A 12,026-nucleotide genomic window follows, 5' to 3' on the forward strand; every position below is an offset into this window, starting at 1 on the left:
GCTTGAGCACGGGATGCGCCACGGCCCAGATGTCGATGTCCGGATCGAGCAGGCGGCCGACACCTTCGATATTCAGCAGGGTTTTTTGCAGCAAAATCAGTTGCGGCTGCAAGGTGAGCTCGAAGCGCCGCGCGGTCTGGAACAGCTTTACTACCAATTCCGCCAGCGAGATCTGCGATAACGGACGGGTGAAATACGGCTCGCAGACGGTGCGCACGGCGGCTTCCAGTTCATCCAGCCGCACATTGGCAGGCATCCATCCCGCATCGACATGCAAGCGGGCGATGCGGGCGTAGTCACGCTCGAACAGTGCGATGAAATTCTGCGCCAGCCAATACTGATCTTCCTCCGGCAGCGAACCCATGATGCCGAAGTCGAGCGCAATGAAGCGCGGCTCCTGCGTGCGCGTGGGATCGACCCAGATGTTGCCGGGGTGCGCGTCGGCATGGAAAAAGTTGTCACGGAACACCTGCTCGTAGAACAGGCGCACGCCTTTCTCGGCCAGTTGCTTGCGATCGATGCCGGCGGCGTCGATCGCGACGATGTCGTCGCAGGAAACGCCAGTGACGCGTTCCAGGGTCAGTACACCGGCAGTGGTGAGTTCCCAGTGCACTTCCGGCACGTAGAGATCCACGCCGCTGATGAAGTTGCGCCGAAGCAAGCTGGCGTTGGCGCCTTCGCGCTGCAGATCCAGCTCGTTCTCCAGCATTTTCTCGACTTCGGTGACGACGTCGAGGGGGCGAATCTTGTCCGCATTGGGATGCCAGCGTTGGGCGAGCTGGCCCAGCGAATGCAGCAGGCTGACGTCGCGCGCGATGCGCTCGTCGATACGCGGGCGCAGCACTTTTACCACCACCGCACGACCGTCATGCAAGGTGGCCGCGTGCACCTGGGAGATCGACGCGGAAGCCAGCGGTACGGGATCGAAACCGGCATAAAGCTTGTCGACCGGTTGCTTCAGTTCGCGCTCGATGATGGCGCGTGCTTCGTCGCCGGGGAAAGGCGGCACTTGGTCTTGCAGCAGCGCCAGTTCATCGGCGATATCGGCCGGCACCAGATCGCGGCGCGTCGACAGAATCTGCCCGGCCTTGACGAAGATCGGGCCCAGCTCATTCAAGGCCAGGCGAATGCGTGCGCCGCGCGAAAGCGGACGTACGTCGACCACCGGGCGGCCCAGCAAAGGACGGACGAATTTGAGCGGACGGAACAAGTGCGTGGCGTCGACCAGCTCGTCGAGCCGATAACGCAGCAGCACGATGGCGACGCGCAACAGGCCGGGTACTACCTTCAGCGGCGTCACAAGCGGCTTCCCCGTGGCAGGCGTTCGAGACGGGCCAGGCGTGCTTCCAACCGTTCGGTACGTTCGCGCAGACGATCCACGTCGTCGAGAAAGCTCTCGATTTCGCCCGGCGCCACGGCGATCTGCGTTTCATCACGCAGCCAGGCCGCGCCATCGTGTGCAAGATGCGACGCTGATTCACGCGCGTGAGCGAGTCCTTCACGCACGGCCTTTGCCAACGGCACGCCGAGCACGTCGCCGAAAGTGCGGGTGAAGGCTTCCTCAAAATCGGGTGCGAAATGGCTTGCGAGCTTTTCCAGCCGGCGCGCCAGTTCCGCATCGCCGGCGATGTCTACTTTGCCGGGAGGCAGGCTTTCGTGGTTACGGCGGAAGAGCATCGACAGCAGGCTGCCGGGGGTGGCGGCCACGCGCAGATCGCTACGCTCCGGCGCAGGCCCCACTTTCAGGCGACTGCCCTCGACGGTCACCGCCAACGCCAGGTCCAGGCCTTGCAAGTTGAGTTGCACGCTGCGGCCATCGAGCGCGGACAACTTGGCTTGCGTATCCGGATCGAGCGAAAGCACGTGATTGAGCGTGGTTTCCAGCGCGCGGCCGGCAAGCTGGCGCAGCGGCCGGGGAAGCAGGTGGGGAGAAGGGGCGGCGGTCATGCCGGGATTGTAGCCGGCCTCACCCGGATCGCAGCGACCTCAAGGGTTGCCTGCGCCCGGAAACCCAAGCTGGCGCCACGCTTCGTACACCGCTACCGCTACGCTGTTGGACAGATTGAGGCTGCGGCTGTCCGCGCGCATCGGCAGTCGCAAACGCTGTTCGGGCGGCAATGCGGACAACACCGCCTGCGGCAATCCAGCCGTTTCGCAGCCGAACAACAGCGCATCGCCCGCGCGGAAGCGTGCGTCGACGTGCCAGGTGCGGCCGCGTGTAGAAAATGCAAAGACGCGCGGGTGATCGAGCGCTACCAGGCATGCATCGAGATCATCATGCACGCTGACCTGCGCGTATTCGTGATAGTCGAGGCCGGCGCGCCGCAGGCGTGCATCATCGAGTTCGAAACCCAAGGGGCGGATCAGATGCAGCGTGGCGCCGGTATTGGCGCACAGGCGGATCACGTTGCCGGTGTTGGGCGGGATTTCTGGGCGGAAGAGAATGACATGCAGCATGCCGCCATTATCGGATGGTCGACGCTGCTTGGTGCAATCAGCCAGCCGTACCGGCGTTATGGGTCGATGCGGTCACGCTGGTGGCGGCTACCGTGTGGCCTGTGGCGACCAGGGTCGAAGCGGGTTGGGTTGTCACCATCGCCGCCAGCATCACGACGCAAGCCAGCACACTGGCACCGAACAAGCCGCGAAGGATCATGGTTTCAGCGTTCATGGTTGTTTCTCTCAAGCGGGTTCAGATGGATGCGCGCACGCAGATCATGTCGTCCACCACCGGCAGCACGCAGCTGGAGGGAGCAGAGATCAGCAAGGAGGCGATCGTTGCGGTATCTGCCAGGCGCATCGACGCCGGCTTGCTGGTCACCATGGCCGCCAGGATCAGGCCGCAGACCAGCATGCACGCCACGAACAGGCCACGCAGAATCACTGTTTCGAATTTCATGTCCGTCTCTCCGACAAATCAGGTAAAGGTCCTCACCCTTCACACAGCAATCCCTGTGCCAGGCATGTTTGCCAAGCCAATGCATTGATACACAAAGAGTTATGGCTGATTGCGCGAATGCGCAGCGATGTCCGCGGACACCGGACATGTGTGATCGGACAGTGTCCGGGCACCATCCGATGCCGCTGCGCTAAGCCGGCGTTAGGCGATAAGCACGGGCGACGCGCTACGATGCCGGCGGATGCATGTTTTCACTCGTTTGATGGAGCTACCTATGCGCAAGACTCTGCTGCTGCTCGCACCTCTCGTGCTGCTCGGCGGTTGTACCTGGGGCATCAACCCGGATCCGGGTTCGAGCACCGTCCGCACTGTGTGGACGGGCGATGTCAACGGCTGCCGCGATCTCGGCAAGATCACCGTATCGGTGATGAACCGGGTCGGGCCGTTCGACCGCAATGACATCAAGGTGCGCGACGAACTGCAGGTACAGGCACGCAATAGCGCGTTGGGCATGCATGCGGACACGATCAAGCCGCTGGGCGATCCCGTCGATGGTTCGCAAGCGTGGGAGGCTTATGTTTGCGGCAATCGCCAGGGCGGCCCTGCCTACTCGCCGGCACCGGCGCAGAATCCCGGCAATCCGTCATTGCCGCAGCCTCCGCCGCAGCAAGGCGGCGGGTTCCAGACGTATCCCGCCAAAGGCGGCTGAGGGCTAGCGCAGCAGGCGACCTGTTGAAGCAGGTCGCCTGCCGTCAGCGGCTCGCCTCAATGTTGTCATCGTCGTCGACGCCGGGATCGGGTAGCTCGACATCGCACCACACCTGAATTTCCGAGCGCAGCAAGGACAGTTCAAGCGGCTTCTTCAGGAGGCCATCCATGCCGGACTCGATGCACGTCATCTTGTGCGCGGCATCGGTTGAGGCCGACAGCGCCAGGATGGGTGTGTGGTGGCCATCCATTTCGCGTTTGCGCATGGCGCGCGTCACCTCATAGCCGCTTATGTCGGGCAGGCCGCAATCCATCAACACCAGATCGAAAGCATTGCTGTCGAACATGCGCAAGGCAGAAGCGCCATCCGGGCAAGCCGTGACCAGGCAGCCGATGCTGCGCAGTTGCTGCTCGAAGACGAAGCGGATGGCGGGATGATCCTCGACCAGCAAGACGGAAATGTCCTTGGTTCTGCTCGGCGCACGCGGCGGAGCGGGAAGCGGTGCCGCGACTGGCGCTGCCGGTGCGAGTTGCACGGGGATGGAGAAGGAAATGGTGGTGCCTACATTCACCTCGCTGTGCAGCGTGATGGTGCCGTCCATCAACTCAATCAGCTGGCGGCTGATGCTCAGGCCCAGTCCCGTGCCGCCATATCGCCGCGCAATGGTGCTGTCTGCCTGCACGTAGGCATGGAAGAGCCGTGTATGTTGCTCCGGCGGAATGCCAATGCCCGTGTCGCACACGCTTACCAGAAGCTTGCGCGACGACGCGTCGCCGCCGGACCGGCTCAGTGCCACGTTGAGCGTAACGCTGCCATGGTTGGTGAACTTGATCGCGTTAGTCAGCAGATTGATCATCACCTGCTGGATGCGCGTTGCATCCAATAGCACGCGAGCATCGTCGGGAATGTCGATGCCCAGATTGAGCTGAAGACCTTTCTCGTCAATCCGGTGCCGGACGATCTGCACCATGTCCCGCACCAGCTTGCTGATGTCGGTGGGGGCGTTGTCCAGCGACAGGCCATCCGCTTCCAGCTTGGAAAGGTCAAGCACATCATCGATCAGCCTCAGCAATGCGTCCGCTGCCGAGCTGGCCGTCACCAGCAGTTCTTTCTGGTTCTTGTTGATGCGCGTGAGCTTGAGCAATTCAACCGACGAAAGCACGGCGCTCAAGGGAACGCGAATCTCGTGGCTCATCACCGCGAGAAACATGGCCTTTTCTTCTTCGCTCTGCTTGGCGCGGCGGCGGTCCTTGCGTGCGCGGCCATAGAGATAGGCCAGCGCGACCAGCAGAATCAGTGCCGCCGTGATTTCTGGCGCATGAAAGCGGTAATGCACGCGCCAGGAAGTAGCGCCGTAGTCGGAGTCGTCCATCCACTTCGCCATCATGTCGTCGGTCTGCTTTGCGGTCAGCGCGGCGAGCGATTTGTCGATGATCGACGCTAGCATGGCGTCGTCGCTACGGACACCCATGCGAAAGTTCAAAACGACGTCGCTGATGGTGCCGGAAACGTGCAGATTGCTGAAATACATCTTCCGCCACAGCGGAAGCAGCGCCGTATCCACATCGATTGCCGCATCGGCCATACCACTGGAAACCACGTGCAGCTCATCTTCCGCATCGTTGGCAAGCACCAGAGTGATGGCCGGAAACCGGTTTTTCAGCAGCTGGTGCAGAAGACTGTCGCGACGAACCGCGACGTGCAGGCCCTCTAGTTCATTGAGACGAAAAATGCTGCCGGTGGAAGCACGCGACATGACGACGGCTGTTCCAACGAAGTAGGGACGCGTCCTCAGCACGGAACCATCTACGTCGCCATCGGCAATCGAGGGCGCCACAGGTAACAGGTCCAGTTCATGGCGTTGCAATGCAAGCTTGGCTTCCCCGATGTTGGCAACATTGACGGGCTTGAACACCAGGCCGGTCGACTCGCCAATGGCATGCAGATACTCCATCGTCACGCCGGCAGACTGGTCGCCATCCGCATGTATGAAAGGCCGGCCCCCGGGGTAGACGGCAAAACGGACCGTCGGATTGGCTTTTATCCAGGCCTTTTCCTGCGCCGTGTAGCGATCTTCGGCGCTTTGCGCAAAAACCATGATCGGCAGCAGCAAGCATGCGAATAGCCAGCATGCCAGGCAAAGCGAGCGAATTTGGCTGCGAGTGATAGGCATGACGTGGAGGGAGAGTGCTGGCGAGCCTGAAAAGTATCGGCGTGCACCGCCCGCGTGTGCCTAGTAGATGTACGAAATGTCTTGCGTGAAGACACCAATGTCAGCGCCGGTTTTTGCTATCTTGTCCGCCGCATACGGCAGCGGGATTCCGTGCCGTATGGCGGGTCGTTTGGGGAGTGACGCGATAAGGACGTTGTTGTTCGCGCCTGGAAGGCAGAACGGCTTACGCAGCTTTGTGCTTTTACTTGCGGCATGCCGCTATCGCCGGTGTACTTTCAGGCCGTTGAATAGCCGCTGGTATCACAAGGAGTAGGGAATGTCGAACTCAATGGGAGCGCGCTTGCGCGTGATGCTGCTCGACGACCACGAAGTGATACGCCGTGGCCTGGAATTGCTGCTCAAGCAGGAATACGCGATCGACGTGGTAGGCAGCTTCCGCACCAGCCGCGAACTGTTTGCCGCGTTGAAGGACACCCGCGTCGACGTTGTCGTTGCCGACTATGCGTTAGGCCCCTCCGACGTCGACGGCCTGAACCTGATCCGTGCCTTGAAGATCCGCTTTCCCAGCGAGCGCATCCTGGTGATGTCTTCCCATCACAATCCCGCCACGGTGGCCTTGGCCATAAGGGCGGGCGCCCATGGTTTCGTCGGCAAGGGTCAGGATCAGGCCGACCTGATGCTGGCGATACGCGCCGTGGCCGCCGGGCGCACGTATCTCAGCCGCGACCTGGCCACAGCCATCGGCTCGACCGCGCAATCCGGCGAAGAAGCCGGCGATGAGTTGCTGGGCTATTCCAAGCTTTCACCGCGCGAGCGCGAAGTCCTGCGTTGCGTACTCGACGGCATGTCCGTCACCGAAATCGCTGCCAAGTTTTCCCGCGGAATTACCACCATCAGTGCGCAGAAGAATTCCGCCTTCCGCAAGCTGGGTATACGCACCAACAACGAGCTGTTCAAGATAAGGCATCTGCTGGACAAGCCATGAGTTCGCGGAGGTTCGCGATCGGCCGATGGGCCGGTCTGCTTGCGCTCATGTTTTCGTGGGCGTCGGCGGCGGCCAATGCGCCGGTCTTTACGCCGGAAGAACAGCAATGGATCAAGGTACATCCGGTTGTTTATTTTGCTGCGGACGACGGGAATTTTCCGCTCTCCTATACGAAAGGCGGCATATACAAAGGCCTCGTCGCTGAATACATAGCTGCTATCGCAAAAAAAACCGGTCTGCACTTTGAGCGTTATGCCACCCATACGTCGGCCGAGAATGAAACGGCCTTGCTGGCCGGCAGAGTCGACGCGCAAGAAGCCGATGCGATACGGAAACAGGCGCTCGAACGAGTCGACGATGACGCACCGGCATCCCGCGGGTTGCCGCGCTACGGCGTGCCGACGATCATGTTGTCGATGCTGGGGCTAAGCTTGCTGGCTTTCTTCGCCTGGCGATGTTGGATGAGCAGAAAGGTAGCGAAAGAGCCGATACCAACGCCTGCAAGCAAAATACCCGCAGTAGCGCAAGCGCGCGTTCTGGTAGTGGAAGATCACCCCGAGCATCGCGCCGCGCTGATCGAACAACTCAAGACGCTCGGCGTCGCATCCGTGGGCCTTCATGACGGCCTTGAGGCACTGGCGGACATCGAGCGCCAGCCGCCTGCCTTGATCCTGATGGACTGCCACATGCCCGGGTTGGACGGCTACGAAACCACCCGGCGCATTCGGCAGCGGGAAGCTGAGCAAGGCTTGCCTCATGTGCCGATCATTGCCGTCTCTGCCGCGTCGAATGCCCAGCATTTGAAAATGTGCATGGAGGCCGGCATGGATGGCGTGCTGAAGAAGCCGCTGCGTCCGGAAGAACTGCAATCCACCCTGGACATGTGGCTGGAGCCGGCACCGCAAATGGCTCACGCACCTGTCGACACACCGGTTGCTGCCATCGACATTCGTACCCTCTACCAGACATCCATGGATGAAGACATCCAAGCCGCCGAGCAATCCGTGCAAAGTCGCAATGCCGAAGAACTGGCCCACTTCGCGCACCGGATGAAAGGTGCTGCGTTGATGCTGGGTGCGCACGAGGCCGCCGATGCCGCCGATCGACTTGAGCAGGAAGCAAGAAGCGCAACCCAATTCGACATGGCGCGGGCGGAACGCCTGCTGCAGGTGTTGAAGGAAGCCATTGCAAGGTACTTTGCGCCCGTCGACAGCAAGCGCTGATGCGCGCCGTGGGCATTCGGCGCGCGGAGTTTTTCAAACAATTCCTATCCCTTGTGGGCCTAGGCACGGCAACACTGCCAGAAATTACGTAAAGCTGCGTCGTTGCCGCCCAGCCATGTGTCCAGCCAAAGCCAGTCCAGGTTCGTTTGCTCGTTCTGCGGAAGTTCGCAAAATCTTCATCCATAGTTGCGAAGCCGATTTGCGCGCCATTCTGCGTGCCTGGCAGCAACAAGATAAAGCCGATTTGCTGAAGCGGCTGCATGCCTTGAAAGGCGCGCTCATCGTATTCAGAGAAGGGGATGTGGCGGCCTTGTGCGAATACCTTGAAGAAGACCTGCGCAAGCACGATCTTCCGGCATGCGAAGGCGTCTTGCTTCAGCTCGACCAGGCCTTGCGCGACCTGATCGACAGCTACAAATAAGCACGCTCGGTTATGTCTTGAACACGCCATGCAGATAAACCTGCATGGCGTGTTGCATTTGTTCCAGCGCTGCCTGCCGTCCGGTCATGCCGGGCTCCGCCTGGATCGCCGCGGCACCCTTCATCATCTGCTGCACCACAACTGCCATGGCATGGATCTCTTCGGCGGAACGGTGCGGTGCGCGGTGCGCCAGCAAGGCTTGCAGTTCCGCGCGTACACGGCGGCGGATGCTCAAGCCATCGGCCGCCGGTTTCGGCATGGATTCCACCAAGGCCAGAAACGCAGGGTGGCGCTTGCGGAACGAAATCAGAAACGCGCACAGGTGCTCGGCCCATGCCGCCGTCGTCCAGTTCAGCGATGGCTCCGCCAGGCTTTTCAGCTCCGCACAGACAGCCTGCGCGTATTGCTCCATCAGCGCATTGGCCAGCGCTTCCTTGGTGGGAAAGAACTGATACAGCGAGCCGATCGCTGCGCCGGCACGCGCTGCCACCTCCGTCATGGTGGTGCCCTCGTAACCTTTTTCGACGAAGCAGGTTCCGGCGGCTTCCAGCAAGGCGGCGACGCGTTCGTGACCGCGCTGGCGCTGCGGTTTGCGGCGTGGCTCGGTTGAATTATGTGAGGACATCCTCATAAACTCCAAAGTGAGGATGTCCTCACTTTTATCATGCTGGAGATTCCCGTGGAAAAGCTCGATCCGCGCCATACGGCGCTCGTTCTCATCGATCTGCAGAAGGGTATCGTACCGTTCGCAGGCGGTCCCCACACCGGGGCGGAGGTGCTGGAGAAAGCCGGCGCGTTGATTCGCCGCTTTCATGACCTGGGATCGCCCGTAGTGCTGGTGCGCGTAGGCTGGTCCGCCGATGGTGGCGATGCCTTGCGGCAGCCGGTCGATCAACCCGCCCCACGCAAAAGCTTCGATGACGACTGGTGGGAGTTCCCTAAAGAACTCGGCGCGATCGATAGCGACATCCGCGTGATCAAGCGGCAATGGGGCGCGTTCTACGGCACCGAACTGGAACTGCAGCTGCGCCGCCGTGGCATCGGGCACATCGTGCTGGGCGGTATCTCCACCAACATTGGCGTTGAATCCACCGCACGCAATGCGTGGGAATTGGGTTTCGGCATCGTGTTCGCCGAGGATGCGATGAGCGCAGCGAGTGGCGAGCATCACGCGTTTGCCATCAAGAACATCTTTCCGCGCCTGGGCCGCGTGCGTTCAACGGTGCAGGTCATGGACATGCTTGGCTGACCCGCGATAAGGAATGGCTCGTCGTCCCGGTGCAACGCCGGGGCGCAGCGGTCTGATACAAACACCGCTCGTCCACATGCAGGCCACGGCCTCTTCACGCCGATCCATTCGCCGGATACCCAGGTCCCCTATCCCATGATGCTGCGCTGCCGCGCCGTCCCTGGTCCCTCGGCGCCTGCGGCCTGCAGCCAAACATCGGTATTTACGCGTTCCAGCCGGCGCTGCTGATCTTGCGGCGCAGCGCAGCATGCCGGCGGGGCGCCTTTACAAGCGGCCATGAAAACCTTTACAAGCCCACATGAAAACGTTTACGTTTGCGCCGCCGTTAGGATGTACGGACATCCACTATGCAAGGGGCTGCTTCGATGACGACCAAAAACGCAACCATCAAGGACGTGGCGCGCGAGGCGAAAGTCTCGGTCGCTTCGGTGTCGCGCGTGCTCAATGGCCTCGGCGGCGTCACCCCCGCTACGCAGAAGATCGTGCGCGAAGTGGCCACGCGCCTGAACTACATCCCGGATAACGCCGCGCGCAGCTTGATCACCGGACGCACGCACACCATTGGCGCCGTGTTGCCGGACCTGTATGGCGAATTCTTCTCCGAACTGATCCGCGGCATCGACCTGGCCGCACGTGCGCGCAACTTGCACTTGCTGGTATCCAGTTCGCACGACGGCGTGGACGATGCCGCCGCGGCAGTGCGCGCCATGCGCGGCCGCGTGGATGGCATGCTGATTCTTTCCGAATACGTCGACGCTGCTTTTCTCGAAGAAAACCTGCCCGAAAAACTACCCGCCGTATTGCTGGACAGCCCGGTAAAAAGCGCGCGCTACCCCGTGCTCAACATCGACAATCGTGACGGCGCCATCGCCATGGTGCGGCACCTGGTGGATGCAGGCCACCAGCACATCGCCTTCATCAGCGGTCCCAAGACCAACTTCGATGCGCAGCAGCGCGAGAAGGGTTATCGCAGCGCCATGGCCAAGCATGCGCCAAGCGCTGCGTTGACCATCGTCGATGGCGATTTCACCGAGGAGTCCGGCTACCGCGCCGGGTGCGAATTGCTGAGCAAAAAGCCACGCCCGCAAGCCGTCTTTGCTGCCAACGACATGATGGCGATCGGCTGTCTCTACGCCTTCAAGGAAGCCGGCCTCGATGTGCCACGAGACATCGCGCTGGCCGGCTTCGATGACATTCTCATTGCGCGCTACGTCACGCCGCCGCTGAGCACGGTGCAAGTGCGTATCGCCGACCTGGGCCGCATCGCGCTGGAGCGTCTGGCGGCGATGCTGAACCCGACCGACAAGACGCCGGCATCCGTCGAAACGCTCGGATGCGATGTCGTTATCCGTGAATCCTGTGGGGCGAAAACCCATGCCGCGGCGGCGCCGCGCAAGCCCCGTAAAGCGCCGCGACCATTACCAACATAACGAAACCCGCAACACATTCGGGGAGGGGAGTCATGCAAGCCGTATCAAAGTCCAAGAAATTGTTGTTGGCGCGGTTGATTGCCGTGTCGATTACCGCCACTGCTGCCTTGCCGATGATTTCCTTCGCGCAGAGCTCGGATGCAAACCTGCGTGGTACGGCTGCTCCAAACACCACGGTCACCGCCAAGAACGTCGCCACCGGCTATACCCGCACCACCACCTCGGGCAAAGACGGCAGCTACGCCTTGGTAAGCCTCCCGCCAGGCACCTATCAGGTGGATGCAGGCGCGGGTACCGAGCATGTGGTGACGCTGACGGTGGCTTCGACCTCCACGCTCAGCCTGGTCGCCGCTGCCCCGGCTGCGAATGCCAAGAACCTGGGCGGCGTCACCGTCACTGCGACCACGCTGCCGGAGATGACCACTTCGGAAGTGGGCACCACCATTTCGCAACGCGAAATCGTCACCGTGCCGCAGATCACGCGCAACTTTCTTGAGTTTGCGGACACCGTGCCGGGCATGGTGTTTACCGTGCAGCAGAATGGCAATACCAGCCTGGCCTCCGGTGGCCAGGCGCCGGCTGGCATCAACGTCTACATCGATGGCATCGGCCAGAAGAACTACGTGGAAGGCGGTGGTATCACCGGCCAGAACAACAGCCAAGGCAATCCGTTCCCGCAGCTGGCGATTGGCGAATACAAAGTCGTCACCTCCAACTACAAGGCCGAGTACGACCAGATTTCCAGCGCGGCAGTGATCGCGGAAACCAAGTCGGGCACCAACGAATTCCACGGCGAAGTGTTCGGCGATTGGACGGATACGCGCATGCGCTCGATGACGCCTTCGGAATCCGTGCAGAACAAGAAGCAGCCTTCGCACGACAAGGAATACGGTTTCTCGCTAGGCGGCCCAATCATCAAGGACAAGGCGCATTTCTT

At 61.3% G+C, this 12,026-nt stretch carries 14 protein-coding genes; 7 read left to right on the forward strand and 7 right to left on the reverse strand.

All coding sequences use genetic code 11. From position 1 onward, the window contains the following. From ubiB to VJR68_RS10450, 5 genes are all read right to left on the reverse strand, one after another. On the reverse strand, positions 1-1,300 hold a 1,300-nt coding region (ubiB, locus tag VJR68_RS10430), incomplete at its 3' end, for a 2-polyprenylphenol 6-hydroxylase (protein ID WP_324147615.1). Beyond that, positions 1,297-1,947: a ubiquinone biosynthesis accessory factor UbiJ gene (locus tag VJR68_RS10435; protein WP_324147616.1), complete on the reverse strand. Its 651-nt coding sequence runs from the start codon at positions 1,945-1,947 to the stop codon at positions 1,297-1,299. The genes VJR68_RS10435 and ubiB, both read right to left, overlap by 4 nt. Positions 1,948-1,986: 39 nt before the next feature. Further along, positions 1,987-2,457, reverse strand: coding sequence for a tRNA (uridine(34)/cytosine(34)/5-carboxymethylaminomethyluridine(34)-2'-O)-methyltransferase TrmL (gene trmL, locus VJR68_RS10440; RefSeq protein WP_324147617.1), 471 nt, complete (start codon positions 2,455-2,457; stop codon positions 1,987-1,989). Positions 2,458-2,494: 37 nt separating this feature from the next. Next, positions 2,495-2,671 carry a hypothetical protein gene (locus tag VJR68_RS10445; protein WP_324147618.1) on the reverse strand — a complete coding sequence of 59 codons (177 nt, stop codon included), beginning with the start codon at positions 2,669-2,671 and terminating at the stop codon, positions 2,495-2,497. Positions 2,672-2,692: 21 nt separating this feature from the next. Then, complete coding sequence (locus VJR68_RS10450) at positions 2,693-2,899, reverse strand: hypothetical protein (RefSeq protein ID WP_324147619.1); 207 nt, start codon at positions 2,897-2,899, stop codon at positions 2,693-2,695. A 274-nt stretch (positions 2,900-3,173) separates the two neighbouring features. On the opposite strand from VJR68_RS10450, the gene VJR68_RS10455 reads away from it, so the two are divergent. Then, on the forward strand, positions 3,174-3,608 hold the full coding sequence (locus VJR68_RS10455; protein WP_324147620.1) for a DUF4156 domain-containing protein: 435 nt from the start codon (positions 3,174-3,176) through the stop codon (positions 3,606-3,608). 43 nt (positions 3,609-3,651) lie between these two features. Here the strand turns inward: VJR68_RS10455 and VJR68_RS10460 are convergent, their stop codons facing one another. Next, positions 3,652-5,721, reverse strand: a complete 2,070-nt coding sequence (locus VJR68_RS10460; protein ID WP_324147621.1) for a hybrid sensor histidine kinase/response regulator — start codon at positions 5,719-5,721, stop codon at positions 3,652-3,654. Between the two features lie 376 nt (positions 5,722-6,097). Here VJR68_RS10460 and VJR68_RS10465 point away from each other — a divergent pair, with 376 nt between their 5' ends. The 3 genes from VJR68_RS10465 (at position 6,098) to VJR68_RS10475 (ending at position 8,410) form a co-directional block, all read left to right on the forward strand. After that, complete coding sequence (locus VJR68_RS10465) at positions 6,098-6,766, forward strand: response regulator transcription factor (RefSeq protein ID WP_324147622.1); 669 nt, start codon at positions 6,098-6,100, stop codon at positions 6,764-6,766. A 461-nt stretch (positions 6,767-7,227) separates the two neighbouring features. Then, positions 7,228-7,989 (forward strand): response regulator, encoded by a 762-nt coding sequence (locus tag VJR68_RS10470; protein ID WP_324147627.1) that lies wholly within the window; start codon positions 7,228-7,230, stop codon positions 7,987-7,989. A 115-nt stretch (positions 7,990-8,104) separates the two neighbouring features. Continuing rightward, positions 8,105-8,410 carry an Hpt domain-containing protein gene (locus VJR68_RS10475; RefSeq protein ID WP_324147623.1) on the forward strand — a complete coding sequence of 102 codons (306 nt, stop codon included), beginning with the start codon at positions 8,105-8,107 and terminating at the stop codon, positions 8,408-8,410. Positions 8,411-8,420: 10 nt separating this feature from the next. On the opposite strand, the gene VJR68_RS10480 is transcribed toward VJR68_RS10475, so the two are convergent. Continuing rightward, positions 8,421-9,035, reverse strand: a complete 615-nt coding sequence (locus tag VJR68_RS10480) for a TetR/AcrR family transcriptional regulator (RefSeq protein ID WP_324147624.1) — start codon at positions 9,033-9,035, stop codon at positions 8,421-8,423. Between the two features lie 39 nt (positions 9,036-9,074). Between VJR68_RS10480 and VJR68_RS10485 the strand changes: the two genes are divergently transcribed. The 3 genes from VJR68_RS10485 to VJR68_RS10495 form a co-directional block, all read left to right on the forward strand. Continuing rightward, the gene (locus VJR68_RS10485; protein WP_324147625.1) at positions 9,075-9,659 is read left to right on the forward strand and encodes a hydrolase; all 585 of its coding nucleotides are present in this window, start codon (positions 9,075-9,077) and stop codon (positions 9,657-9,659) included. A gap of 365 nt (positions 9,660-10,024) precedes the next feature. Beyond that, positions 10,025-11,089 carry a LacI family DNA-binding transcriptional regulator gene (locus VJR68_RS10490; RefSeq protein ID WP_324147626.1) on the forward strand — a complete coding sequence of 355 codons (1,065 nt, stop codon included), beginning with the start codon at positions 10,025-10,027 and terminating at the stop codon, positions 11,087-11,089. Between the two features lie 32 nt (positions 11,090-11,121). Beyond that, positions 11,122-12,026, forward strand: a 905-nt coding sequence (locus VJR68_RS10495; protein ID WP_414647765.1) for a TonB-dependent receptor, incomplete at its 3' end; no start/stop codon positions are given.

This window comes from Dyella sp., assembly GCF_035277725.1.
Taxonomy (GTDB): Bacteria; Pseudomonadota; Gammaproteobacteria; order Xanthomonadales; family Rhodanobacteraceae; genus Dyella_B.

Excerpts from the sequence above, each read along its gene's own strand:
- VJR68_RS10455 (WP_324147620.1), top strand. The coding sequence starts at position 3,174 with ATGCGCAAGACTCTGCTGCTGCTCGCACCTCTCGTGCTGCTCGGCGGT.
- VJR68_RS10435 (WP_324147616.1), bottom strand. The coding sequence starts at position 1,947 with ATGACCGCCGCCCCTTCTCCCCACCTGCTTCCCCGGCCGCTGCGCCAG.
- trmL (WP_324147617.1), bottom strand. The coding sequence starts at position 2,457 with ATGCTGCATGTCATTCTCTTCCGCCCAGAAATCCCGCCCAACACCGGC.
- VJR68_RS10470 (WP_324147627.1), top strand. The coding sequence starts at position 7,228 with ATGAGCAGAAAGGTAGCGAAAGAGCCGATACCAACGCCTGCAAGCAAA.
- VJR68_RS10475 (WP_324147623.1), top strand. The coding sequence starts at position 8,105 with ATGTGTCCAGCCAAAGCCAGTCCAGGTTCGTTTGCTCGTTCTGCGGAA.
- VJR68_RS10480 (WP_324147624.1), bottom strand. The coding sequence starts at position 9,035 with ATGTCCTCACATAATTCAACCGAGCCACGCCGCAAACCGCAGCGCCAG.
- VJR68_RS10450 (WP_324147619.1), bottom strand. The coding sequence starts at position 2,899 with ATGAAATTCGAAACAGTGATTCTGCGTGGCCTGTTCGTGGCGTGCATG.
- VJR68_RS10465 (WP_324147622.1), top strand. The coding sequence starts at position 6,098 with ATGTCGAACTCAATGGGAGCGCGCTTGCGCGTGATGCTGCTCGACGAC.
- VJR68_RS10445 (WP_324147618.1), bottom strand. The coding sequence starts at position 2,671 with ATGAACGCTGAAACCATGATCCTTCGCGGCTTGTTCGGTGCCAGTGTG.
- VJR68_RS10490 (WP_324147626.1), top strand. The coding sequence starts at position 10,025 with ATGACGACCAAAAACGCAACCATCAAGGACGTGGCGCGCGAGGCGAAA.
- VJR68_RS10485 (WP_324147625.1), top strand. The coding sequence starts at position 9,075 with ATGCTGGAGATTCCCGTGGAAAAGCTCGATCCGCGCCATACGGCGCTC.